Annotated in this window: 21 protein-coding genes and 1 tRNA gene; 9 read left to right on the top strand and 13 right to left on the bottom strand. The window is 70.9% G+C overall.

Annotation, left to right across the window (positions count from 1 at the left end):
* Positions 1-326 precede the first annotated feature (326 nt).
* The 4 genes from QWI33_RS19685 to QWI33_RS19670 all read left to right on the top strand — a co-directional run bounded on the left by QWI33_RS19685 (position 327) and on the right by QWI33_RS19670 (position 4,478).
* A complete protein-coding gene (locus QWI33_RS19685; RefSeq protein ID WP_289958858.1) occupies positions 327-1,010 on the top strand; it encodes a PadR family transcriptional regulator in 684 nt (227 codons plus the stop codon).
* Entirely contained in the window at positions 1,003-2,073 is a 1,071-nt protein-coding gene (locus QWI33_RS19680; RefSeq protein WP_289958857.1) for an inositol-3-phosphate synthase, read from the top strand. Before QWI33_RS19685 ends, QWI33_RS19680 begins: the two co-directional genes overlap by 8 nt.
* 144 nt (positions 2,074-2,217) lie before the next feature.
* Complete coding sequence (locus QWI33_RS19675) at positions 2,218-3,567, top strand: MFS transporter (protein WP_289958856.1); 1,350 nt, start codon at positions 2,218-2,220, stop codon at positions 3,565-3,567.
* Complete coding sequence (locus QWI33_RS19670; RefSeq protein WP_289958855.1) at positions 3,522-4,478, top strand: peptidylprolyl isomerase; 957 nt, start codon at positions 3,522-3,524, stop codon at positions 4,476-4,478. Before QWI33_RS19675 ends, QWI33_RS19670 begins: the two co-directional genes overlap by 46 nt.
* Here the strand turns inward: QWI33_RS19670 and QWI33_RS19665 are convergent.
* From QWI33_RS19665 to QWI33_RS19640, 6 genes are all read right to left on the bottom strand, one after another.
* Entirely contained in the window at positions 4,475-5,161 is a 687-nt protein-coding gene (locus tag QWI33_RS19665) for a lysophospholipid acyltransferase family protein (protein ID WP_289958854.1), read from the bottom strand. The genes QWI33_RS19670 and QWI33_RS19665 overlap by 4 nt on opposite strands.
* 266 nt (positions 5,162-5,427) lie before the next feature.
* The gene (locus QWI33_RS19660) at positions 5,428-6,036 is read right to left on the bottom strand and encodes a bacterial proteasome activator family protein (protein ID WP_289958853.1); all 609 of its coding nucleotides are present in this window, start codon (positions 6,034-6,036) and stop codon (positions 5,428-5,430) included.
* Positions 6,037-6,179: 143 nt separating this feature from the next.
* Positions 6,180-6,262, bottom strand: a tRNA-Leu gene (locus QWI33_RS19655).
* Between the two features lie 87 nt (positions 6,263-6,349).
* Complete coding sequence (locus tag QWI33_RS19650) at positions 6,350-7,327, bottom strand: asparaginase (protein ID WP_289958852.1); 978 nt, start codon at positions 7,325-7,327, stop codon at positions 6,350-6,352.
* A 21-nt stretch (positions 7,328-7,348) separates the two neighbouring features.
* Positions 7,349-8,404, bottom strand: a complete 1,056-nt coding sequence (ygfZ, locus tag QWI33_RS19645; RefSeq protein WP_289958851.1) for a CAF17-like 4Fe-4S cluster assembly/insertion protein YgfZ — start codon at positions 8,402-8,404, stop codon at positions 7,349-7,351.
* Positions 8,401-8,841: a Fur family transcriptional regulator gene (locus QWI33_RS19640; RefSeq protein ID WP_289958850.1), complete on the bottom strand. Its 441-nt coding sequence runs from the start codon at positions 8,839-8,841 to the stop codon at positions 8,401-8,403. Before QWI33_RS19640 ends, ygfZ begins: the two co-directional genes overlap by 4 nt.
* A gap of 207 nt (positions 8,842-9,048) precedes the next feature.
* On the opposite strand from QWI33_RS19640, the gene QWI33_RS19635 reads away from it, so the two are divergent.
* Positions 9,049-9,903, top strand: coding sequence for an aminotransferase class IV (locus tag QWI33_RS19635; RefSeq protein ID WP_289958849.1), 855 nt, complete (start codon positions 9,049-9,051; stop codon positions 9,901-9,903).
* Between the two features lie 320 nt (positions 9,904-10,223).
* Here the strand turns inward: QWI33_RS19635 and QWI33_RS19630 are convergent, their stop codons facing one another.
* The 3 genes from QWI33_RS19630 to QWI33_RS19620 form a co-directional block, all read right to left on the bottom strand.
* A complete protein-coding gene (locus tag QWI33_RS19630) occupies positions 10,224-11,585 on the bottom strand; it encodes an FAD-binding oxidoreductase (RefSeq protein ID WP_289958848.1) in 1,362 nt (453 codons plus the stop codon).
* Between the two features lie 222 nt (positions 11,586-11,807).
* Positions 11,808-12,779: a serine hydrolase gene (locus QWI33_RS19625; RefSeq protein WP_289958847.1), complete on the bottom strand. Its 972-nt coding sequence runs from the start codon at positions 12,777-12,779 to the stop codon at positions 11,808-11,810.
* 538 nt (positions 12,780-13,317) lie between these two features.
* Positions 13,318-14,244, bottom strand: a complete 927-nt coding sequence (locus QWI33_RS19620; RefSeq protein ID WP_289958846.1) for a hypothetical protein — start codon at positions 14,242-14,244, stop codon at positions 13,318-13,320.
* A 181-nt stretch (positions 14,245-14,425) separates the two neighbouring features.
* Here QWI33_RS19620 and QWI33_RS19615 point away from each other — a divergent pair, with 181 nt between their 5' ends.
* A complete protein-coding gene (locus QWI33_RS19615) occupies positions 14,426-16,378 on the top strand; it encodes a hypothetical protein (RefSeq protein WP_289958845.1) in 1,953 nt (650 codons plus the stop codon).
* A gap of 21 nt (positions 16,379-16,399) precedes the next feature.
* Here QWI33_RS19615 and QWI33_RS19610 read toward each other — a convergent pair whose 3' ends face one another.
* The gene (locus QWI33_RS19610; RefSeq protein ID WP_289958844.1) at positions 16,400-17,227 is read right to left on the bottom strand and encodes an SDR family NAD(P)-dependent oxidoreductase; all 828 of its coding nucleotides are present in this window, start codon (positions 17,225-17,227) and stop codon (positions 16,400-16,402) included.
* Between the two features lie 93 nt (positions 17,228-17,320).
* Here QWI33_RS19610 and QWI33_RS19605 point away from each other — a divergent pair, with 93 nt between their 5' ends.
* From QWI33_RS19605 to QWI33_RS19595, 3 genes are all read left to right on the top strand, one after another.
* Positions 17,321-18,436: a TetR/AcrR family transcriptional regulator gene (locus QWI33_RS19605; RefSeq protein ID WP_289958843.1), complete on the top strand. Its 1,116-nt coding sequence runs from the start codon at positions 17,321-17,323 to the stop codon at positions 18,434-18,436.
* A gap of 72 nt (positions 18,437-18,508) precedes the next feature.
* Positions 18,509-19,732 (top strand): arginine deiminase, encoded by a 1,224-nt coding sequence (locus QWI33_RS19600; protein ID WP_289958842.1) that lies wholly within the window; start codon positions 18,509-18,511, stop codon positions 19,730-19,732.
* Positions 19,733-19,835: 103 nt separating this feature from the next.
* Complete coding sequence (locus tag QWI33_RS19595; RefSeq protein WP_289958841.1) at positions 19,836-19,961, top strand: hypothetical protein; 126 nt, start codon at positions 19,836-19,838, stop codon at positions 19,959-19,961.
* Between the two features lie 79 nt (positions 19,962-20,040).
* Here QWI33_RS19595 and QWI33_RS19590 read toward each other — a convergent pair whose 3' ends face one another.
* From QWI33_RS19590 to purD, 3 genes are all read right to left on the bottom strand, one after another.
* Positions 20,041-20,313, bottom strand: a complete 273-nt coding sequence (locus QWI33_RS19590) for a hypothetical protein (protein ID WP_289958840.1) — start codon at positions 20,311-20,313, stop codon at positions 20,041-20,043.
* Entirely contained in the window at positions 20,310-21,449 is a 1,140-nt protein-coding gene (locus QWI33_RS19585) for a hypothetical protein (RefSeq protein WP_289958839.1), read from the bottom strand. Before QWI33_RS19585 ends, QWI33_RS19590 begins: the two co-directional genes overlap by 4 nt.
* 285 nt (positions 21,450-21,734) lie before the next feature.
* Positions 21,735-22,955 (bottom strand): phosphoribosylamine--glycine ligase, encoded by a 1,221-nt coding sequence (gene purD / locus QWI33_RS19580; RefSeq protein WP_289958838.1) that lies wholly within the window; start codon positions 22,953-22,955, stop codon positions 21,735-21,737.
* Between the last annotated feature and the right edge of the window lie 59 nt (positions 22,956-23,014).

Genomic DNA, 23,014 nt, shown 5'->3' with positions numbered 1-23,014 from the left:
TGTAACCCGGGCATTTTTCCGGGTTTTGCCGGTCGGCCCGGTGCACCCGGCGTGCGGCGTTCCGAGGGGAACACGCGCCCGGCGGACCGGCGGTCGCAAAGGTCTACTCCCGGCATGGGGGGTGGCCGGTCGTCTCGCAGTTTCGCACATTGAATCTGCGAGAACTCTGCTAGATCGCTTGGTGGGCCAGCCTATCGGAACAAAGCCCCTCTGAACAGGGCGCGGACGTGCGCCTTGACGTGATTTGCGCCTGCCGCTATGGTTAACGCTGATGTATCGACCCGATACATCAAAGCGTTAGATCGCCGTGTGAGAGGAGGGACGCGATGCTCGAGCTGGCCATTCTGGGACTCCTGCACGAAACCCCCATGCACGGCTACGAGCTGCGCAAACGCCTCCTGGCCCTGCTCGGGGCCATCAGAGCCGCGTTCAGCTACGGCTCCCTCTACCCCACCCTCAAGCGCATGCGTCAACGCGGACTCATCGCCGAGGAGACCCCACGAGAGGGTGCGGCAGAGACACCGCTGCTCACCGGGCGCCGGGCCCGCAAGGTCTACCGGCTCACACCCGAAGGCAAAGAGCACTTCGCTCAGCTCATGGCCGACGCCGGCCCCGAATCGGCCGACGAGGCCCTCTTCGGCGTGCACTTCGCGTTCTTCTCCCGCACCGACCCGGCCACGCGACTGCGGATCCTCGAGGCCCGCCGCCGCCGCGTCGAAGAGCGGCGCGAACGCATGCGCGAGGCCCTCAGCCGCACCGCCGAGCGGCTCGACGCCTACGGGCTCGAGCTCCAGCGGCACGGACTGGAGACCGCCGAGCGGGAGGTGCGCTGGCTCAACGAGCTCATCGCCTCCGAGGAGAGCCGCCGCCCCGAGCAGCGCAACGACTTCGGCGAGCCATTCGCCGGACCGGGACGGCACCAGGCCGTCACGGAACAGGGAACACCCGATCCGGCTGCGAGCGCCGGTGACCCAAATAAACAAGGCAAAGGAGGCATGCGCGATGGGTAAGCTCCGCGTAGCCATTGTCGGCGTGGGCAACTGCGCCAACTCACTGGTCCAAGGCGTCGAGTACTACCGCGACGCCAAGCCCGAGGACCGGGTGCCCGGCCTCATGCACGTGCAGTTCGGCGACTATCACATCAGCGACATCGAGTTCGTCGCCGCGTTCGACGTGGATGCCAAGAAGGTCGGCCAAGACCTGGCCAGCGCGATCTTCTCCTCGGAGAACAACACCATCAAGTTCGCGGACGTGCCTCCCACGGGCGTGCAGGTGCTGCGCGGTCCGACGCACGACGGTTTGGGCGAGTACTACACCGAGATGGTCACCGAGTCCTCCGAGGAGCCGGTCGACGTCGTCGCCGCGCTCAAGGCGGCGAAGACGGACGTCGTGGTGTGCTACCTGCCGGTGGGCAGCGAGCAGGCCGCGAAGTTCTACGCGCAGGCCGCGATCGACGCGGGCGCCGCGTTCGTGAACGCCCTCCCCGTGTTCATCGCCTCCGACCCCGAATGGGCCAAGAAGTTCACCGATGCCGGTATCCCGATCGTGGGCGACGACATCAAGTCGCAGGTCGGCGCCACCATCGTGCACCGCGTGCTGGCGAAGCTGTTCGAAGACCGGGGCGTGCGGCTGGACCGCACGTACCAGCTGAACTTCGGCGGCAACATGGACTTCATGAACATGCTCGAGCGCACCCGCCTCAAGAGCAAGAAGATCTCCAAGACCCAGGCCGTGACCTCGCAGATCCCCCACGAGATGCTCGGTGCGGACGTGCACATCGGCCCGTCGGACCACGTCCCGTGGCTCACGGACCGCAAGTGGGCGTACATCCGCCTGGAGGGCACCACCTTCGGCGACGTGCCGCTCAACGCCGAGCTCAAGCTCGAGGTGTGGGACTCGCCGAACTCGGCGGGCGTCATCATCGACGCGGTCCGCGCGGCGAAGATCGCCCTCGACCGCGGCCAAGGCGGCCCGGTCGAATCGGCCTCCAGCTACTTCATGAAGTCGCCGGCCAAGCAGTTCTCCGACGAGGAAGCCCGCATCTCCGTCGAGAACTTCATCGCAGGCCAGTAAGGCACCGCAATCCCTCAAGGGGGACCCGGAGGCGAGGTCCGAGCCGTTCTGCGGTTCGGTGCTCCACCAGCTCGAGCCGGTCTACGGCTCGCAGGCTTCGCCTCATGGGTCCCCCTTGGCATTCACCGGAGTTATCCTCGGACAATGCGCACCGACGGGCACGTTCGGAACCTCGCGAGCAACCGCCGATTCCGGCACCTGCTGGCGGTGCGCCTGACGTCCCAGGCGGCCGACGGCATGTTCCAGGCCTCGCTCGCCCTCTCCGTCTTCTTCAATCCGGCCCTCGGCGAAGCGAGCGACCCGTTCCGCTACGCCGCCGGAGTCGCGATCCTCCTCGGCCCGTACTCGCTGCTCGGGCCCTATGTAGGCACCGTGCTGGACCGGTTCAGCCGGCGCAATCTCATCGGCGGCGCGAACCTCGTGCGGGCCGCGCTGATGATCGTCATCTGCCTGACCCTCCCCGGCGGTTTCAACTGGTCGTGGGTGCTGTGCGCGATGATCGTGCTGGCCGCGAACCGCTTCGTGCTCGCCGGGCTCGGCGCGGCCCACCCGCAGGTGGTGCCGGAGAAGGACCTGGTGACCGCGAACTCGCTGGCCTCGACGCTGGGCGCGCTCGCCTACGGGCTGGGCCTGGCGACGACGGGGATCGCGAAGCTCATGGACTCGGGCGTCTCGTACTCGATGCTGGCGCTGGCCGCCGGGTGCGGCTACCTGGTCTCGGCGTTCGTCGTCGGCGCCTCGTTCCGGCGGTCCGATCTGGGCCCGCCGGTGGACGACGACGCCGCGACGGGGTTGTGGCGGGGGATCGCCCAGACGAGCTCGGGCATGTGGGAGGGGTTCAAGCACCTGGGCCGCCGCAAGGGGCCGGCGCTGGTGATGGCGGTGCAGGGGCTGCACCGGTTCCTGTACGGGATCGTGTTCATCATCGCGATCGCGCTGTTCATGGGGTTCTTCTGGGATGTCGAGTCGGATCCGACTCGGACCACGACGATCTCGTGGCTGCTGGTGCTGGCGGTGCTGGGGAACGTGGGCGTGCTCGCGGCGGCGATCGCGACGCCGCGTGCGACGCGCGTGTGGGGCCCGAAGAACTGGATCGTGGTCCTCATGGCGCTGTGCGCGCTGGTGGTGGCCGCGCTCTCGGGCACGATGAAGCCGGTGATGTTCGCGGTCGCGGTCCTGCTGGTGAACATCGCGTCGCAGGGTCTGAAGATCACGGTGGACACGAGCATCCAGCGGGGGGTCGAGGACGCGTACCGGGGGCGGGTCTTCAGCGTCAACGACACGATCTACAACGTGGGGTATCTCGCGGGGCTGTTCGCGGCCGCGTTCGTGGTCCCAGAGAACGGTTACGCGCCGGGGACGCTGGTCGGCGTGGCGCTTTCCTACGGTCTGATCTGCGTCGGATACGCCTATCTCGCGCGAGACGAGGCACCGTACGATGCTCAGACATGGAGCCCCGCCGCGACCGAAGCGAGACCGACCACGAGCCAGTAGCGTCGAACCCCTACCGCGGTACGGCCCCTTGGCAGCGTGAAGGCACCGGCAGTTGGAGGCGCGGGCTCGCCGGGCTCGGCGCGGTGGCGCTCACGGCCGGTTCGATCGCCGCGGTCACGTGGCTGGCCTTCCGCGACGACGGCGGCGGTGACGGGGCGGCGGGCGAACTCATCGCAGAGCAGTGCACCATCACCGAAGCGGACGACGCCGGGCAGGGCGCCGATCCGATGGAGCCGGGCGCGCCCGCCGAGCGCTCCCTCGCCACGGTCCAGACCAACTACGGGGAGATCGTCGTGCTCCTGTGGGGCGACCTCGCGCCGTGCGGCGTGCAGGCCTTCACGCATCTCGCCCAGACCCAGTTCTACGCCTCGCACGAATGCGACCGGCTCACCACGCAGGCGATCGACCCGACCGCGATCCTGCGCTGCGGCAGCCCCGGCCTCGACCCGGAGACCGAGGAGTCGTACGGCCCGGGCTGGCGCTTCCAGGCCGAGACGGGCATGGCCGGGAACGACGTGGCCGACGTGCTGGCCCTCATCACCGACGACAAGGGCCGGGCGGGCAGTTCGTTCGCGCTCATCCGCGGCGCGGCCGTCCCGACCGCGGGTGTCAGCGTCATCGGCGGGATCGTCGACGGCTACGACGTGCTCGACCAGATCGCGGCCCTCACGGAGACCGTCGAGTTCGACGGGCCGCCGCCGGTGCCGGTCGAGATCTGGGGTGTGACGATCAGCGGCGTCGAAGGCCTGCCGATCGAGACCGCAACGCTCCCAACGGGAACCGCCACGCCGCCGTTGGGCACTGCGACGCCGACGACGCCGGCGACCACTCCGGGCGGCACCCCCACGGGCACGGCGACCCCTACCGGGACGGCGACGCCCACGGGCACCGCCGGCCCTACGGGGCCTTAGTCGTCGCCTTCGCCTTTGCCGGCGCCGTTGCGCTTGGCGTACTTGTCCACGTACTCCTGGCCGGTCAACCGGCGGATCGCGTCCATCACCTCGTCGGTGACGGCCCGGATCACCACTCGGTCGTTCTCCATGCCCTTGTACCGCGTGAAATCGAGCGGCTTGCCCACGCGCACGCCCACCGGCGCCACGCGCGGCCGCGACTCGCCGATCGGCAGCACCTTCTCCGTCCCGATCAGCCCGATCGGGATCACCGGCGCCCCTGAGGTGAGCGCCAGCCGCGCCACACCGGGCTTGCCGCGGTACAGGCGGCCGTCGGGCGAGCGCGTCCCCTCGGGGAAGATCGCGAACACGCGGCCCTCTTCGAGCACCTCCAGCGAGGGCTCCAGGGACGCGGCGCTCTTGCGCCCGCCCGAGCGGTCCACGGCCACCTGGCCGAGGGCCTTCACCGTCGACGAGATGAGCTTGCCCTTCAGGCCCGCACCGGTGAAGTACTCGATCTTCGCCATCGTCGCGATGTGCCGCTTGGTGGTCAGACCCAGGAAGTAGTGGTCGGCGACGGAGAGGTGGTTGGACGCCAGGATGACCGGACCGTCCTCCGGGATGTTCTCCTTCCCGTCGATCCAAGGCCTGTAGATGAGCTTGATGGTCGGCGCGGCCGTCCATTGCAACGTCTTGTACAGCACCGTGTTCAGCTCTCCAGTGGTCTCACCCCGGCTGCGGGAAGGTCGGGGCCGCGCTCATGCACGGTCGCAAGCTTCGCCGCGGCCGTGCTCGTTGACGGCTCGCAAGCTTCGCCGGCCGTGCTCATTCACGGCTCGCAAGCTTCGCCGTGGACCAATTATGGCTCGCGAACCGCACGGGCGAAACCCTCGAGCCACTCTGGCCCCCGCCGCGGGCGCGGCCGGGCCCCGCCGGGAAGGCAGGCACGAGTCTAAGGCATGAGGTGCGCCTACAGGTACTGCCCGGGATGGTGGTCGCGATCGTCACCGCGCGCCGCCCGCTCGGCCATCACGGCCCGGAGCTGCGGCGGAAGGTCTTCACCGGCGGGGAGCGCCTTCAACTCGCCCGAACGCATCTGGTCCAGCTGCAGGCGCGCGGCCATCTGCTGCGCCACGAGCGCCGCCTGGATGCCGTGGAACAGGCCCTCCAGCCAGCCCACCAGCTGGGCCTGCGCGATGCGCAGCTCCGCCTCGGTGGGGATCTCGTCGGCGCTGAACGGCAGCGAGAGCCGCTCGAGCTCGTCGCGCAGCTCCGGGGCCAGGCCGGACTCGAGCTCGGCGATGGAGCGGGCGTGGATGTCGCGCAGGCGCTGGCGGCCCTTGGCGTCGAGGTCGGCGGCGCGGACCTCTTCGAGGAGCTGCTTGATCATCGAACCGACGCGCATGACCTTGGCCGGTTCGGGAACGAGCTTGGTCGGGTCGGACTCGTACCGGTCCTCGGCGCCGACCTCCGCGGTCTCGGACTCGGCGGTCACCGGGTTGCCGTAGGCGTCGACGATGAACGGCTGGTCCTCGGGCTCGTGCTCGGCCGGCGTCGGCTTGCTGTTCGCTTCACTCATGGTTCGGTGTGGCCCCACTCGTCTCGATGCTGATCCGGTTCCTCTCCCCGAGCCTAACGCGCGGGGTCGGCGGGGTGTTCCCGCTCGCGGCAGGCCAGAGGAAAGCGAAAGGCCCGGAGGTCGGAACCTCCGGGCCGTATCTGTGCGCGAGGGGGGACTTGAACCCCCACGTCCTTACGGACACTGGCACCTGAAGCCAGCGCGTCTGCCATTCCGCCACTCGCGCGAGTGTCAGTACTTGCGACGCGACGATACTACCTTGCGGGGACCTGGTGCTTCAACGGGGTATTGGCCCCGTTGAGGTACGGGCCACTCACAAGAGGGTGCGCAGGCGCCCGACGGACTGGTCACCGCCGTGGACCTCGGGCCACATGAGCGCGTCGACCTCCGGCTTGGCGTCCTCGGGGACGGCGAGGCCGGCGGTCGTGATGAGGGCGCGCAGGGCGACGGGCGTGGAGGCCCGGCCGGCGCCGTCGTCGATCTTGACGGCGACCGCGCCGACGCCGGGCGCGGCGAGCACGTGGACGCCTTCGGCGCCGCCTTTGGCGAGCAGGCCGGGGAGGGCGGTCATCATGCGGTGGTCGGGGCCGCGGGTGCCGTCGATGAGTTTCGGGTTGGCGCGCATGGCGTCCGCGACGCGGCGCTCGTCGGAGCCGGCGGGGGCTTCGACGAGGCGCGAGAAGGCGCGGGCGATGCCGGCGAGGGAGACGGCGAGGACGGGGGCGCCGCAGCCGTCGACGCCGATGGTCTCGACGGCGTCGCCGGTGAGCTCCTCGACGGTGGTGGTCACGAGCCGCTGGAACGGGTGCTCGGGGTCGCGGTAGGTGGCGAGGTCCCAGCCGTTGGCGGCGCAGGCCGCGAGCATGCCGGCGTGCTTGCCGGAGCAGTTCATGTAGACGCGGCGGGGCTCGCCGCCCGCGGCGACGACCGCGTTGCGGGCGACGGGGTCGCTGGGGAGGTCGGCCGGGCACTGGAGGTGCTCCTCGCCGAGTCCGGCGCCGCCGAGCACGGAGGCGACCTGGGCGAGGTGGAACGGCTCGCCGCGGTGGCTCGCGGAGGCGATGGCGAGGTCGGCCTCGGTGCCGGGCGCCCAGCCGGCGCGGAGCATGGCGAGGGCCTGCATGGGCTTGTTGGAGGAGCGGGGGAAGACCGCGGAACCGGTGTCGCCGATCGAGGCGAGGAGGTTCCCGGACGGGTCGGTCACGGCGACGCTGCCCCGGTGGAGGCTCTCGGCGAATCCGGACCGGACGATCTCGGCGACGGGTCGGCCGCCGCGGTAGGAAGCACTCATACCGCGAGGCTAACCGCAGTGTCACTGGCGCGCTGCCTGATCGCCCACGATGAGACGCGCGTCAGTGTCGTCGGCGGTGTTCCGCTTGAGCAGGGCGAGCGCGATCTGGCCGAGCTCGTAGTGCTGCACGGCGGTGCCGATGACGCCGACCTGCTTGTCGCCCAGGGTGATCGGGGTGCCGGAGGCGGGCGGGTGCTCGTCGGAGCCGTCGAGGTGGAGCATGACGAGGCGGCGGGGCGGCTGCCCGAGGTGGTGGACCTTGGCGACGGTCTCCTGGCCGCGGTAGCAGCCCTTGTTGAAGTGGACGGCGCGCTCGAGCCAGTGGTGGACCTCGTGCGGGACGGTCTTCTCGTCGGTGTCGGTCCCGAAGGCGGGCAGGCCGGCCGCGACGCGGAGGGCGTTCCAGGCCCAGGTGCCGGCGGGGGCGGCATCGCCGCTGAGGAGGGACGACTCGATGTCCTCGCGGCGCACGCACAGGTCGAAGGTGGGGACGCCGAGGGCGTCGGTGCGGCGGGTCCAACCGTTCGTGGCGTCGAGCGCGTCGCCGGGGTAGACCGCGGTGGGGGTGAGCGGGATCTCGCGCTGCACGAACTTCGCGGCCGGGACCGGCTGCACGGCCGGGGTCGCTTCGTCGGCGTCCTTGGACGTGTAGGTGAACAGCGCCCACTCGCCGTTCTCGTCGCGGATGTCGACCTCGGTGCGGAACTTCATGAGTTCCAGGTACTTCAGGAGCGCCTCGCCGCGGCCGGGTTCGGTGTCGAGCCAGGTGCTGGTGCCGTCGTCGAAGACGTTCATGTGGTGCTCGACGCGGCCGGTGGGGGAGAGGATCAGCGCCTCGGTGCCCTCGTGCGGCTTGAGGGACTGGAGGTGCTGGGTGGTGAGCGAGTGCAGCCACTCGATGCGCGCGGCGCCGGTGACGGTGATGAGGTCGCGGTCGGAGCGGTCGAAGAGCGCGCCGGCGTCGATGGCCTTGCGCTGCTCGGTGAGCGGCCCGCCGTAGTGCCAGGCGGTGCGGCCGCTCTCGGTGGCGACGGCGCCGGGAAGGTCGAGCATGGGGGACGAGGTGGTCTCGGTCATCGTTCCTTCTCCAGGCATTCGGCGCAGGTCCCGAACACGGCGACGTGGCCGATGTCCATGACGAACCCGCAGGTGTCGGCGACTTCCTCGCGCGCGTTCGCGAACAGGGAGGGGTCGACCTCGGTGATCCGGCCGCAGCGGTGGCACACCAGGTGCGCGTGGCCGCGGTCGCCCGACAGATGGTACGTCGGCGCGCCGTGGGAGAGGTGGGTGTGCGAGACGAGCTGGAGCTCTTCGAGCAGGTCGAGGGTGCGGTACACCGTGGTGATGTTCACGCCTTCGACCTGGTCGCGGATGCGCTCGTGGATCCGCTCGGGGGTGGCGTGCCCGAGCGAGCGGACCGCTTCCAGCACGAGCTGGCGCTGCGCGGTCATGCGCAGGCCCTTGGAGCGCAGCACCGCGGCCAGTTCGGTCTCGGCCTCGGCTTCGGTGGGCATAGGTGCATCGTACTGCGCGCGCACGGGAACACGTTCGGGTGACAAGCGCGCGGGGAGGGGCGGATGCTGTCGTACCCCCGCGCGAGGCTGGACGATATCTTCCCCTCTCGTGGCGGGTGGGGGTTTGTGGACGGGCGACGGGCCGGGGATGCTCCGACACGGCCTCGCGACCGCAGCCGCTTCCCTCCCGAGGAGCAGAATGGGCGCATGGCACTAGTGACCGCAGTACTGCACCGCGGCGTCGTCGATTCCGACGCGCCACTCCTGTGCGCCGACGACCTCGGAGTCCTCCGTGGCGACGGCGTCTTCGAGACCGTCAACGTCCGGGCCGGGCAGGCGTTCCTGCTCTCCGAGCACCTCGACCGCATGGCGAACTCCGCGCGCCGCATGGAGTTCGAGCTGCCCGCGAAGGCGGCGATGGCCGAGCTCGCCGAGCAGGCCCTGGAGGCCTGGCGCGAGCGGGCCGACGGCGAGGGCGCGCTGCGCCTGGTCGCCACGCGCGGCCGCGAGCACGGCGGGCCGCCCACCGTCTACGCGACGGTGGACCCCGTGCCGCGCGAGCGCATCCTGCCGCGCCGGGACGGCCTGAAGATCGCCACGGCGACCCTGGGGGTGAATGCCGATGCGCGGGGCGAAGCCCCGTGGCTTCTAGGCGGCGTCAAAGCCCTCTCGTACGCGTCGATGATGGCGGTGACCCGCTGGGCGAAGACCCAGGGAGCCGATGACGCCCTGTGGGTCTCGGCCGACGGCTTCGCGCTGGAGGGCCCGACCTCCTCGCTCCTGTGGCTGGAGGGCGACACGCTCTGCACCACGCCGGCCTCGGCGGGCATCCTGCCGGGCACGACCAGCGCGTACCTGCTGGAGCAGGCGCCGAAGGCGGGCCTGAAGACCGTGGAGAAGCTGATCTCGGTGGGGGACTTGAAGAACGCCGAAGCGGCGTGGCTGAGCTCCTCCGTGCGAGGTGTGGCCTTCATCACCCAGATCGACGGCGAGCCGGTCGATCAGCGACCTGACATCACGGCTGAGCTGGACAAACTCGCGGGTTTCGAGGTCCCCGAGTAACGGTTTGACATCGTTTCCCAGGTTCTTCTCAGGCTCAGCACAGGCCACGCCCAGAGACGGTCCTCATAGTAATGAGTGTTCCGGTCACGCCGACAAGCCAAACGGACGGACATGGGCAGTCTTCCGGGAGGCACGGAACAATCCGGGGGCACGAAACCAGTAAGGGCAATCGGGCACAGCCCTACTGGTGCCAATGAAAAGTGGAGCTCCTCCACTTTATCGGGGCCGCAGCGAATGGGCAAGCGCTGCGGCCCCATTAACGTGTAACAGGAACGACACGAAACCGTATCGGCCGCACCGGAACTCTGAGTCCGTGCCGCTCAACCTGCGAGGACTTTGCCGGGGTTGAGGATGCCGAGCGGGTCGAGCGCGCTTTTGATGCGCCGCTGCACCGCGAGATTCACCGGGTCGAGTTCCTTTGCGAGCCAATCGCGTTTGAGCATTCCCACGCCGTGCTCGCCGGTTATGGTGCCGCCCATGGCGAGCGCCATCTCCAGGATCTCGTCGAACGCGGCGCGCCCGGCTTCGAGCGAGGCCGGGTCCTCGGGGTGCACGATGATGTTCGGGTGCAGGTTCCCGTCCCCCGCATGGGCGATGACGCCGATGACCACGCCGTGCCGCGCCGCCGCGGCCTGCACGCCGTCGAGCGCTTCGGCCAGGCGCGAGCGCGGGACCGCGATGTCGTCGACCAGGACCGTGCCCAGCCGCTCCATCGCGTGGTAGGCGCTGCGCCGCGACTCCAGCAGCGCGTCGGCCTCGGCGGCGTCGGTCGCGCGGTAGACCTCCGAGGCCCCGGCCGCGGTGCAGAGCGCCTCGATCGCGGCGAGCTCCTCGGCGGGGTTCGCGTCGGCGGCCACCAGCAGCATCGCGGCCGCTTCGGTCGGCAAGCCCATGGGGCGCAAGGCCTCCAGTGCCCGCAGGTGCACGTTGTCGATGAGTTCGAGCAGGCTCGGCTGGGCGCCCGCGGCCATGATCGCGGTGACCGCCCGGCCGGCGTCGGCCGTGGTGCCGAAGACCGCGGCGAGCGAGAGCCGCCCGGCCGGGACGGGCGAGAGCTTCACCGTCGCCTCGGTGATGACCCCGAGGGTCCCCTCGGAGCCGCAGAAGAGCCGCACCAGGTCGTACCCGGCCACGCCCTTCGCGGTCTCCCGCCCGCAGCGCATGACCTCGCCCGAGGCGAGCACGACCTCGAGGCCGAGCACGTACTCCGGGGTCGTCCCGTACTTGACGCAGCACATGCCGCCGGCCGCGGTCGCGATGTTCCCGCCGATCGTGGAGATCTGCCACGACCCCGGGTCGGGGCTGTAGCGCAGGCCGAACTCGCTTGCGGCGGCGGTGATCGCGGCGTTGAGGACACCGGGCTGGCAGACCGCGAGGCGGTTCACCGGGTCGATCGAGAGGATGCGGTCCATCGGCGAGACGTCGAGGAGGATCGCCCCGTCGACCGCCGTGGCCGCCCCGGCCAGACCCGTGCGGGCCCCCTGCGGCACGACGGGGGCGCCGAACTCGGCCGCGACCCGCAGGACCGCGCTGACCTCCTCGGTCGAACGGGCCCTGATGAGCGCGGCGGCCCGGCCCGGCGGCACGAGCGCCGCGTGGTCCACCGAATGCGCGGCCACGACATCGGCATCGGTCACGGGCTCCAGCCCGGCCCCGGTCAGCGCGGAGATCAGATCGGTCATGCCGCGAGGGTAGAGCCCCCGCGAAGGGCCGTCCACAAACCCCCACCCACCACTAGAGGGGAAAGCAGGGTCCGCCGCAACCATCCCGCCCGGGTCCGACAAGAACCGGCCCCCGCAGCGCACGTGTCACCCGAAAGAGTCAGGACCGCGTGACCACGGCCCCGCAGCGCACGTGTCACCCGAAAGACTCAGCGCCGCGTGACCGCGGCACGGTCCGCTCGCCTACGCGTACGGGTCGGTGTCCACGACCTCGCGGACGATCTCGGCGATCGCCTCGACCCGCTCGATGCCCTCCGCATCGGTGGCCGAGCCGCCGGTGAGGATCGCGATCTTGATCGGCTGCTCGGACTCGCCGTCGATGACGCCGATCGAGTTCACCACCCACTCGCCGCCCATCGCGTCGCGCGTGTCCCAGCCGTTCTTCATCCACACCGTCTCGTCCTCGGCCGCCGCGGCCGAGACGCCCCACTGCTGCGACTGCGACAGGTCGCCCATGAGCGAGCGCGCGAACTCGACCTGCTCGGCGTCCAGGACCTCCTCGTACAGCGCGAGTTCCAGCACCCGCAGCTGGTCCACCGCGGTCGTCTGGGTCTTCCCCCACTGCTCGGTCTCGTTCGGGTTCGTGTTCGCGAGCCCGTAGTCGATGTGCGCCTGCCGGATCGCGTCGTGCCCGTCGTCGAACGTGCCGCCGTACAGCATGTCGTTCGTCGCGTCGTTGCTCGAGTCCTTGATCATCGACTCGGCCCGGTCCAGCAGCCAGTCCGGCACCTCGTCGAGCGTCCCGTAGTGCTCCAGCACCATCGTCAGGATCTCGACCTTCACGACCGACGCCGTGTCGTGCTGCACCTCGCCCTCGTACGCGAGCTGGAACTCCGCGTCGTCCACCGCGACCGAGGCGTAGAAGTTCTCGTCCTCGAGCCCCGCCAGGTACTCGCCCACGGCCGCCTCCAGGTCGGCCTGGAGCCGCCCCTGCGCCGCCGCGTGCATCTCCTCCTCCGAGGGCTGCAGCGACGAGTCGCCCGCGGACTCCTGGGAGCCCGGCAGGGTCCCGTCCGCGGCCGAACCGCCGGCGCCGCCGTCGTCACCGGAAAGGTCGATCACGTAGATCGCGGCCGCGACGAGCACGGCGATGGCCGGGACGGCGAGGAAGGGCCAGAGCCGTCGCGAAGGGGCGTGCTTGGGCTGGGAGGTCACAACAGGAACCTGACTTCGGTGCGGGGGGCGCGAATGAATACTGCGGCCCACGCTAAAGCAGTCATCGAAGCGACCACAAGCAGGGTTGATTGAGAGTTCAGTAACGGTTGCACAACGCCGCCTGAATCACCGCGGTGATACTGCTCTCTCCATGGTTCCTCGCGCCCTCAGGCCCGGCAAACGGCGAAGCGCCCGCCGATCGGCGGGCGCTTCGCATCAAGCTTCAGTCGGCGGGCCGTGAGGCACTGGGACCGGCGTTCGCAGTGGGACCTGGGGAGGAAATGACCATCAACGACCGCCTGCACCTCAGTGCCTCACGGAGACTCCACCGCACCGCGCCGCGGCCTGGAGGCCCGCGAAACGCGGACCTGGTCGGGGCCGGTGAGGCACCGGGCCGCACGCTGCCGGTCGCGCCGGTTCCGCACCCGGCCCGACGGCACCCACGAGGCGGTTTGCGCGCCGTGGACCTGCCGGGTCGAATGGTGAACGGGAGCGGACGCGGCGGCCTGCGGCGCCGGGCTCGGGGCGGGGACCGGCGTCATGCCGTCACCCGCTGTTTCAGCAGGGTGCGCGCCACCGCGGCGGCCACACCCACCAGGCAGATGATCGCCAAGAGCGCGAGCAGACCGTTCGCGCCGTCGGCCACGGCCTCCGGGTCGACCGTCACGACCTCGTCCTCGACGGCAGGGGCGTCGCCGCCCGCGCCGGAGTCCTCCGCCGAAGGCGGCGGGCCGAACGCGTTCACTTCCTCGTCAGCCGCCGGCGCTTCCTCGACGGCGGCCGGGTCCTCGGCGGCCGGGCCCTGCTGGGCCTCGCCGCCGTCATCGGCCACACCGGAGTCCTCGCCCTGCGCATCGCCTTCGGGCGCATCGCCCTCGCCGCCGCCGGCCGGGGGCAGCTCGACGTCGCCGCCGGACTCGTCCTCGCCGGACTGCGACTCGTCGGCCTGCGCCTCGACCACGCGCACCTGCGCCGACTCGTACTCGGCGAACAGCCCGTGGCAGTTCGGCACCATCGCGACCTCGGCCGAGCGGTTCATCTCGAACACCTGGCTCGAACCCGGACCGATCTCGTACACCTCGTCGCCCACGTGCAGCTTCGCGTCAGTGCCCAGGTCGTTGCTGTACCGCACCTGCGAACCCTGGTCGACCGTCAACTCCGAGGCGTCCGGCGACGACGTCGCCGACATCAGGCCCAGCGTGCCGCAATCGCCGCTGAACACGACCTCGCTGCCGCTGCCCGACTCCGGCTCGTCCGCCGTCGCGATGCTCACTCCGGCCGCACCGCCGACCGCGAGCATCGACGCCGCCGAAATGGCGGCCAAGCGCGACTTCCGCCGATGCGCGCGCCGGTCCATCGCCTCCTGGATCGCGGGCGCGATCCGGCCGTCGTTCACCGGGTACGGCAGCGGAGGACGCGTCTGGGCCCGGGACTGCTTGCCGGGCTTCGTGGTGTGACTTCCCATGCGTGCGTCTCTCCAACTGCGTCTTTGTCCGGGTACCGACCTGATCATTAGTGGGAATCAGGTCTCACCAGCGTTCAACGAGCGGGCGCGGGAAAGGTGACGGCCCCGGCCGCCCCCAATCCGCCGCCACGCCCAGATCCGTCCTCATGCGCCCGTAAGGAGCGCCACGCCCGTCCGTAGGATGTGCGAGACAGCCCCGAGCGAGGACCGCGAGAACACCATGGCCACACCTGCGCCCGACACCGAGCCCGCGGCAGCCCGCGAGCCCGAGGCCCCCACCCCCGCGCGCGGCGGCGCCGAAGGCGACGCCCCCCGCACCGGCACCGGCGACAGCAGCATCAAAGAGCACGAGCGCTGGCAGCGCTTCGCCGGCGGCGAAGACCCGCCCGAGACCCACCGCCCCGGCCGCTGGCGAGCCCTCGGCCGCGCCCTGCGCCGCGCCGCCCGCAGCGAATGGACCCTCGCCGGACTCTGCAGCGTCCTCCTCGCCCTCGCCATGACCTGGCCCCTCGCGCAGCACCTCACCGACCGCATCCCCCACGACACCGGCGACCCGCTGCTGCTCACCTACATCCTCGGCTGGGTCGGCCACGCCCTCCGCGAGAACCCCGCCGGCATCTGGGACACCAACAGCTTCTGGCCCCTCGACGACGCCTACCTCTTCACCGACACCCTCATGGGCTACGCCCCCGCGGCCCTCCTCATCACCAGCCCCACCAGCGCGCTCGTCGTCTACAACGTCCTCTACATCGGCACGTTCGCCCTCGCGTTCCTCGGCGCCTACGCCCTCCTGCGCCAACTCGGCGCCCGCGTCGCCGGCTCCGCCGTCGCCGCCGCCGCATTCGCCTACGCCCCATGGAAACTCGGCCAGGCCGGACACCTCCAGGTGCTCTCCAGCGGCGGCATCGTCCTCGCCCTCGCCATGCTCGCCCGCGGCCACGGCTACTCGCTGCGCGGCGGCTTCAAACCCGAACGCCAGCGCCCCGGCTGGATCCTCGCCGGATGGCTCACCGCCCTCTGGCAGTTCTCGATCGGCGCCGGACTCGGCATCCCCTTCGTCTACCTGCTCCTCGGCATCGGCGTGGTCGTCGGCCTCCACTGGCTCGCCAAACGCCCCCGGCTGCGCTGGCAGACCCTGGCCGCCAACGGCGTCGGCGGCTCCGTCTTCACCCTCGGGGTGCTGTGGATCGCCGACAAGCACGCGGTCGTCGCCCGCGCCTACCCCGAGGCGCTGCGCGACGTGGAGTACATCAGCTGGTTCAGCCCGACCTGGCAGAGCTTCATCATCGCGCCGGAGGAGTCGCGGGTGTGGGGCGCGGCGCACGAGGCCGCGCGCACGGAGCTGACGTGGGCGCCCGAGCAGGCGCTGCTGGTCGGCTTCACGCTGGTCGCGCTGGCGGTCGCGGGGCTGATCTGGTCGTGCTGGACGGGCTGGCAGCGGGTCTGGCTGGCGCTCGGCGGCGCGCTCGTGTTCGCGGTCGCCATGGGCCCCAACTTCCTCGACGACGGCTCGTGGGCGTGGGCGCTGCTGTACGAATACGCGCCGGGCTGGGACGCGATCCGCACCCCGGGGCGCCTGGCGATCTACCTGACGCTGATCCTGGCGGCGCTGGCGGCGGGGACGCTGACGCGCATCGCCGACGAGGCGGACGACATGGCGCACCGCGCCCGGGTCGACAAGCGGCTGAAGGTGAAGGCGCCCAGGCGGGTGCATGCGCTGCTGTTCCTGCCGATCGGGCTGGTCCTGTGGGAGGGGCTCACGGTCGCGCCGTACGTGGAGGTGCCGGAGGCGCCGGTCGACATGTCCGCACTGGAGGGTCCGGTGCTGTTCCTGCCTGCGGGCGGGGGCGACACGCGGGTCCAGTACTGGAGCATCGACGGGTTCCCGGAGGTGGCCAACGGGGTCGCGGCGTTCACGCCCGACGAGCAGGCGGGGATCCGCTCGATGTCGATGGGCTTCCCGAGCGAGGACGCGATCGCGTCCCTGCGCGGGGCCGGCATCGAGACCGTCGTGGTCCTCCCCGGTTCGCTGCCCGGCAGCGACTGGGCGGGTCTGGACACCGAGGCCGAGCCGTTCGGCGTCGAGGTGGAGCGCACCGACACCGCGCTGATCTACGACCTCAACGCCGACTAGGACGGCACCCCTGCGGACCGGCTACCGGTCCAGGAGTCCGGTCGTGAGCCGGTGGAGCCGGTCGGCGGCGTCAGGGTCGAAGTCCTTGCCGGTCAACGGGAGCGGCTTGGCGCGCTTGAAGGCGCTGACCCGCTCGGCGGGCGGGTCGTCCATGAGGCCCGCCATCGGCGGGACCGCCTGCTCCACCCGCTGCGCCAGCAGCCAGGACATGGCCTTGGTGACCATCCGCTGGGGCTGCGGCAGCGGGTCGGCCATGCCGGTCTTGACGAACAGCGGGTTGTAGAGGACGTAGCGCGCCCGCGATCGCGGGTGGCGCCTGGGGAAGTCGACGCCGAGCAGGTCGTTGCAGCGCGAGGCCTGCATGGCGGCGCGCATCCCGGTGTAGCCGTCGCGCAGTTGCAGGTCGTCCCAGTGGATCGTGCCGGGCATGCCGCCGGGCCCGGCCAGGTTGAGCACGACCGGGGCCTCGGCGCGGTCGAGCAGCCCGGTCAGCGCGTGGCCGATCACGAAGCGGCTGAGGTAGGCCAGGGCGAAGGTGTGCTCGAACCCGTCGGGGGTCTCCTCGCGTTTCGGTTGAAAACGCTGGGTGGCGAAGACGAGGCCGTCGAGCCGGTCCGCGGTCTGCTCGACCTCGGCGACGACGGCCTGCATCCCTGCGAGCGTGCTGAGGTCGGCCCGCAGGAAGCCGGCGCGCTCGGCCGCGCCGAGCCGTTCGGCCTCGGCGAGGAACGCCCGCCCTTTGGCCGGGTTGGTGCCGACGGCGATCGCGCGGTCGCCGCGGGCCAGGAAATGCAGCCCCAGCCCTCTGCCCATGCCGTCGGTGCCGCCGGTGATCACGTAGGTGCGCATGGCTTTCGTGCCCTTCCAGTCAAGTCATCAGTCGATGACTAACGTAGCCGGACATCGCGATTAAGTCAACAACTGATGACTTATGATGACTTCATGAGCGAACCCAAACGCCGCGACCGCGACGCCACACGCGCCGCCCTGCTCGAAGCCGCCCGCCGCCGCTTCACCGAGCACGGCTTCGACGGCACCGGCGTGCGCGACATCGCCGCCGACGCCGGCGTCGACCCGACGCTGATCTTCCGCTACTTCGGCTCCAAACAGGCCCTGTTCACCGAGGCGGTCCACGTCGAGGTCCCCGAGGGCCTGGGCCGCGACCCGCGGCGCGGACTCGTGGAACTGGCCGACGCGCTCCTGGGCGAGGTCGTCTTCGCCGACCGCGGCGAGCCCGGAACCGAGCACCCGCTGCTCGTCATGCTCCGCTCGGCCGGTCGCCCCGAGGTCCGCGCCCAACTGCGCGACCAGGTCTGCGGCGAATACCTCGCCGACTTCGCGAAGCGAAGCGGCGGCGAGGACGCCGAACTGCGCGCCGAGATCCTGGGCGCGCTCCTCGTCGGCATGGGCCTCATGCGTTCGGTGATCGGCACACCGGCGCTCTCGGCGGCCTCGTACGACCAGACCAGGGCCATAGTCGCCGCCATGGTCGGCGCCCTGCAGGAGCGGCCGCGCGGGTTACCGCCGCGAACGGCCGGGCGCAGGACCGACCCGCCTCGCACCGGTCGCGAGACCGCTCACGCCGGACCCATCGGGGTCAGGAACGTCAGCGACCCGATCGCGTCGAGACGCGGCGGCGAGTGCAGCGGCGAGGCCGTCACATCGAAGGTCCGGTGCACGCCGCGATGCTCGATCCGCATGAGACTGCGCTCCAGCGAATCGGTCTGGAGCGTCTGGACGGGCGCGAGCCGGGCCAACTCCGAGTCGACCAGCGGATGCGCGCCCGCGGTGAAGTCCAGGAAGCGGATGCCCGCGTCCAGGAACCGCGGCATCGTGACCTCGATTTCGAGGCTGAACCCGAGCACATGCCGGGCGGCTCGGGAGATGGCGATGATCCGGGTGTCGGCCGCCAGGAGCATGCAGGCGTCCGCCGATGCGGACACGGCGGTGCGCCACGTGGCCAGCGCCGGATCCAGCCTCATGTCATCGGGTCCGGACGCATTGGTCCGAAGCGGGATGACGAGTTCGAGTTGCGTCAATTGGGCGTCCCGGGGGTAGTCGTAACGCTCAGTCTGTCCACGTTAACAGAGATAAGTTGATCTTCGTCCCCCGCGCGTCTACCCTCAGATCATGAGTGCCAACGACGCGCCCGCCTTCGGTGTCGATTCCGAGGTGGGGCGCCTGCGCAGTGTCATGCTCCACCGCCCCGGGGGCGAACTGCGCCGCCTGACCCCCCGCAACAACGGCGCGCTCCTGTTCGACGGCATCCCTTGGGTGGAACGGGCACAGGCCGAGCACGACCGGTTCGCGGGCACGCTCCTCGAGCACGGCGTCGAGGTCCTGTACGTCGGTGCGCTGCTTGCGGAATGCCTCGAACTGCCCGAAGCGCGCGAGGCGGTGAGCGTCTCGGTGACCGCCGACCCGCGCCTGGGCCAGACCCTCGGGCGCGAACTCGCGGCGTACCTGGCCGACCTGGAGCCGGAGCGGCTCGCGGCGGTCCTGGTGGAGGGCTTGACGAAAGAAGAGTTCGGCACTTCGGGATCGTTGCGGCACAAGATGATGCGCCCGACCGAGTTCGTCATCGACCCGCTGCCGAACATGATGTTCACGCGGGACTCGTCGGTGTGGATCGGCGACGCCGTGGCCGTGACCAGCCTCGCGATGCCCGCACGCCGGCGCGAGACCACCCTGACCGGCCTGATCTACCACCACCACCCCCGCTTCGCCGCGGTGCCGAAGCTGTACGACCCTTCGCTGGAGCACCTTGAGGGCGGCGACGTCCTGGCGCTGGCGCCGGGCGTCCTGGCCGTCGGCGTCGGCGAGCGCACCACCCCGGCGGGCGCGGAGCGCTTGGCGCGCAAGGCGTTCGAGCACGGGCGCATCCACACCGTGCTGGTCGTGCCGATCGCGCAGCGGCGGGCGACGATGCACCTGGACACGGTCTGCACGATGGTCGACCGCGACCGCATGGTCATGTACGCCCCGGCCGAGCAGCGTCTGGAGGCGTACACGCTCACCAGCGCCGACGGCGGCGCGAGCCTCTCCATCAAGGGCCCCAAGCGGTTCCTTGACGCGGCGGCCGACGCGATCGGCGTCGACCGCATCGAGATCATCCACACCGGCGAGCGCGATGTGGTGACGGCTGAGCGCGAGCAGTGGGACGACGGCAACAACACCCTCGCCCTCGCCCCCGGGATCGCGGTCGCCTACGAGCGCAACACGGTCACCAACGCCCGGCTCGAGCGCGCCGGCATCAAGGTCCTCACCATCCCCGGCTCCGAACTCGGCTCCGGCCGAGGCGGCCCGAGGTGCATGTCCTGCCCGTCGGCACGAGACGCCTTCGCCGACGCTTGATCCGGAGAGCCGACGACACCGTGACGGCGCACGACCGGCCGGAGCCGCCGTTCACCCTGGCCTACCGGAAACGCGACTGGGACGATTCTTGGGACCCGGGGGCATGGCCGAGTTCGAGGAGCTTGTCGAGCAGATCGTGGGCGACGCGTTCGCGCTGCTGTACGAGGCGCATCCGCAACTCGCCGGGAACCGGTACTTGAACCGTCTGCGCGAGCGCATCGGCCGCTGACCTGTTGAGGGGCGCCAGCGAGCCGCGAAGGGCTTGACCGGTGCCGCCGCGCGAATGCACGACGGCACCGGGGGAGTGTTCAGCCGTTGCAGTCGCGTCGCACCTCGGCCCAGATGCGGACCGCTTCGGCGATGATGGCTTCGCTGTTGGTCCCGGCCCATTCGACGTGCAGCGGCGCGGAGACGCACAGCCGTGGTTCATCGGTGTCGAGCCGGATCACGGACCCGAGCGGTTCGGGCCGGGTGCCGATGCCGCCGAAGGTGATCCGCAGGCGGGCTTGGAACGGCAGCGCCGTGTACCGCAGCAAGCGGCCGTCGACCCAGACGGTGTCGAGGTAGTGGGTGGCGTTCACAGGGCCACCGCCTCACCGAAGGACCGGTGCGCGTCGAACGCCCGCTCCCAGCGCGCGATGTACGGCATCGGTGAGGGGCGGGGGCGGTCCTCGCGAGGCCGGGCGCGCCAATGCGCGGAGGCGCGGTCGGACCGACCCTGCTGCGCCGCTGTGCGAGCCACTGCTTCGGGCGTCGCCTCCGCTGTACAAGTCGCAACGCCGGGCGGCGCCTCCGCGTCGCGGAGCGCTGCGGACTCCTCTGTCTCGCAGGCGGCTTCGGCCCACGCGGTCTGCGCGCCCGCGATCGCCTGCGCCAGTTGGGCACCGGGCCGGGTGCGTGCAGGTCGCGCCGATTGCGGCTGAGTCGGGATCGGCACCGGTTCGGGCTTCTCAAGCACAGCTGACCCCTTCATGAAGCCGACCCACTGGAAGAAGCGCAGGAACGCTGCGACCAGCCAGCGGTGCCGCGACTCCAGTGCCCGCCGGTTCGCCCAGTGGGCGGCGGCGAGCTCGGAGGACTTGATGATGAACCGGTCCCAGGCGTCCTCCTGGAGCTTGGAGAACCGGTGCGGCTCCTCGTCGCGCGGCACTTCGCCGTGTCCCCGATCATCGTCGTCATCCCGCCAGAACCGATTGCGCCGCTTGGGCTCAGGCGAAGCGCGGTCGGGAACGACCCAAAGCGGCCGGTCAGGTTCCTCAGGCAGCGTGGCGGCGCCCGGTCCGCGAGTCGTGCCGGTGCCGTCATCCTGCGAGGGGTCCGGATCGGGGAGCTCGGCGCGGCGGTGGCGGCCGGTGCGGGTGTCCGGTCGCCATCCGGCGGTGCCGAACGGTCCCGGGTCGTCGGGATCGTGGGGCTTGCCGCCGATCTCCCAGGTGTCGCCGGGGCGGTGGCGCAGGTGCGGCGGCTCGTAGCGGGGCGAGGCCGGGTCGGTCTCGCGTGCAGTGGGATCGCACAGGTCGGGGTGCGCTCGGTACCGGTGCGCGCCCGGGGTCAGCGGATCGGGGGAACCGTCGGTGAGGAACAGGCGGCGGCCCGCCCGGTCGTAGTAGCCGTCCACGCGCTCGGTCAGACCGAGCGACTCGGTGGACGGTTCGGCGGCGGGCGCGTTTCGAACTACCGGGTGCGACCCGTTTTCGCGTAGCCTGAGGTAGACCACAGGAGGGTTTCCTTCCTTGGTTGGGAAGGTGGGTCGCTTCAGGACGCCAATCGTGAGAGCGACCCACCGGTCCGTATGCAGTTGTGCTGTTGTCCGCCCACTGGGCGGCTCTTCCAGGCTGGCACACAGGTGCGATGGAATCCACCCGCGACACACCGAGTGTGCAAAAGCGTCTAGTTCCCCGCGTGCCCCTCCGCTTTCACTGCTGCCCTGCGTATCTCACCCGCTCCGAACGGCAGAAAGGCCGGACGCTTTGCGTCCGGCCCTTCGTTGTGCTTGTGTCGCTTAGATGTTCGCGGCGATGTCCTTGCGGAAGTAGCCGCCTTCGAGCTTGACGCCTTCGGCGAGCGAGTAGGCCTCCTGGCGGGCCTGCGCGATCGAGGCGCCGGTGCCGACGCAGTTGAGGACGCGGCCGCCGGTGGCGATGAGCTGACCGGAGGCGTCGAGCGCGGTCCCGGCGTGGAAGATGCCGGACTCGTCGGCGCCGTAGAGCGGGCGGCCGGTCACGGTGTCGCCCGGGTAGCCCTCGTTGGAGACGACGACGCACACGGCGGCGCCTTCGCGCCACCAGAGGTGGCCGAACTTGTCGAGCTTCCCGGTCGCGGCGGCGTGCAGGAGCCCGCCGAGCGGGGTCTCCAGGAGGGCGAGGATCGCCTGGATCTCCGGGTCGCCGAAGCGGGCGTTGAACTCGACGACCTTGAGGCCCTTCGAGGTCAGGGCCAGGCCGCAGTAGAGGGTGCCGACGAACGGGATGCCGCGGCCGGCGAGCTCGGCCAGGGTCGGTTCGGCGACGCGCTCCATGATCTCGGCGACGAGGTCGTCCGGGGCCCACGGCAGCGGCGTGTAAGCGCCCATGCCGCCGGTGTTGGGGCCGGTGCCGCCGTCGCCGATGCGCTTGAAGTCCTGGGCGGGGAGCAGCGCCTTGGCGTGCTGGCCGTCGCTCACGACGAAGAGGGAGACCTCGGGTCCGTCGAGGTACTCCTCGATGACGACGCGCTCGCAGCGGAGGGCGTGGGCGAGGGCCTGGGCGCGGTCGTCGGTGACGATGACGCCCTTGCCGGCGGCGAGGCCGTCGTCCTTGACGACGTAAGGCGCGCCGAACTCGTCGAGCGCGGCCTCGGCCTCGGCCTGGTTGCGGCAGACGCGCGCGGCGGCGGTCGGGACGCCCGCGGCGGCCATGACCTCCTTCGCGAAGGCCTTCGAGCCCTCGATGAGGGCGGCCTGGCCGCTCGGGCCGTACACCGGGATGCCCTTGGCGCGGACCGCGTCGGCGACGCCCGCGACCAGCGGGGCCTCGGGGCCGACGATGACGAGGTCGGCCGCGGAGGTCACCGCCAGGGAGGCCACGGCGGCCGGGTCGGTCTGGTTCACCGGCACGCAGTCGCCCAGAGCGGCCATGCCGGGGTTGCCCGGGGCGCAGATGAGCTTGGTGACGGATTCGTCCTCGGCCAGCGACGCCGCAAGGGCGTGCTCGCGGCCGCCGGAGCCGATCAGGAGTACTCGCACTCCGCCAGTTTACGTGGCGGAGACGTGCAGGTTAACCGCCACGCCGAGTGGTTCCCGGC

It is taken from the genome of Glycomyces tritici, assembly GCF_030403505.1.
This window is presented reverse-complemented; position numbering and strand designations above follow the sequence as displayed.

Excerpts from the sequence above, each read along its gene's own strand:
- QWI33_RS19685 (WP_289958858.1), top strand. The coding sequence starts at position 327 with ATGCTCGAGCTGGCCATTCTGGGACTCCTGCACGAAACCCCCATGCAC.
- QWI33_RS19680 (WP_289958857.1), top strand. The coding sequence starts at position 1,003 with ATGGGTAAGCTCCGCGTAGCCATTGTCGGCGTGGGCAACTGCGCCAAC.
- QWI33_RS19675 (WP_289958856.1), top strand. The coding sequence starts at position 2,218 with ATGCGCACCGACGGGCACGTTCGGAACCTCGCGAGCAACCGCCGATTC.
- QWI33_RS19670 (WP_289958855.1), top strand. The coding sequence starts at position 3,522 with ATGGAGCCCCGCCGCGACCGAAGCGAGACCGACCACGAGCCAGTAGCG.
- QWI33_RS19660 (WP_289958853.1), bottom strand. The coding sequence starts at position 6,036 with ATGAGTGAAGCGAACAGCAAGCCGACGCCGGCCGAGCACGAGCCCGAG.
- QWI33_RS19650 (WP_289958852.1), bottom strand. The coding sequence starts at position 7,327 with ATGAGTGCTTCCTACCGCGGCGGCCGACCCGTCGCCGAGATCGTCCGG.
- ygfZ (WP_289958851.1), bottom strand. The coding sequence starts at position 8,404 with ATGACCGAGACCACCTCGTCCCCCATGCTCGACCTTCCCGGCGCCGTC.
- QWI33_RS19640 (WP_289958850.1), bottom strand. The coding sequence starts at position 8,841 with ATGCCCACCGAAGCCGAGGCCGAGACCGAACTGGCCGCGGTGCTGCGC.
- QWI33_RS19635 (WP_289958849.1), top strand. The coding sequence starts at position 9,049 with ATGGCACTAGTGACCGCAGTACTGCACCGCGGCGTCGTCGATTCCGAC.
- QWI33_RS19630 (WP_289958848.1), bottom strand. The coding sequence starts at position 11,585 with ATGACCGATCTGATCTCCGCGCTGACCGGGGCCGGGCTGGAGCCCGTG.
- QWI33_RS19620 (WP_289958846.1), bottom strand. The coding sequence starts at position 14,244 with ATGGGAAGTCACACCACGAAGCCCGGCAAGCAGTCCCGGGCCCAGACG.
- QWI33_RS19615 (WP_289958845.1), top strand. The coding sequence starts at position 14,426 with ATGTGCGAGACAGCCCCGAGCGAGGACCGCGAGAACACCATGGCCACA.
- QWI33_RS19610 (WP_289958844.1), bottom strand. The coding sequence starts at position 17,227 with ATGCGCACCTACGTGATCACCGGCGGCACCGACGGCATGGGCAGAGGG.
- QWI33_RS19605 (WP_289958843.1), top strand. The coding sequence starts at position 17,321 with ATGAGCGAACCCAAACGCCGCGACCGCGACGCCACACGCGCCGCCCTG.
- QWI33_RS19600 (WP_289958842.1), top strand. The coding sequence starts at position 18,509 with ATGAGTGCCAACGACGCGCCCGCCTTCGGTGTCGATTCCGAGGTGGGG.
- QWI33_RS19595 (WP_289958841.1), top strand. The coding sequence starts at position 19,836 with ATGGCCGAGTTCGAGGAGCTTGTCGAGCAGATCGTGGGCGACGCGTTC.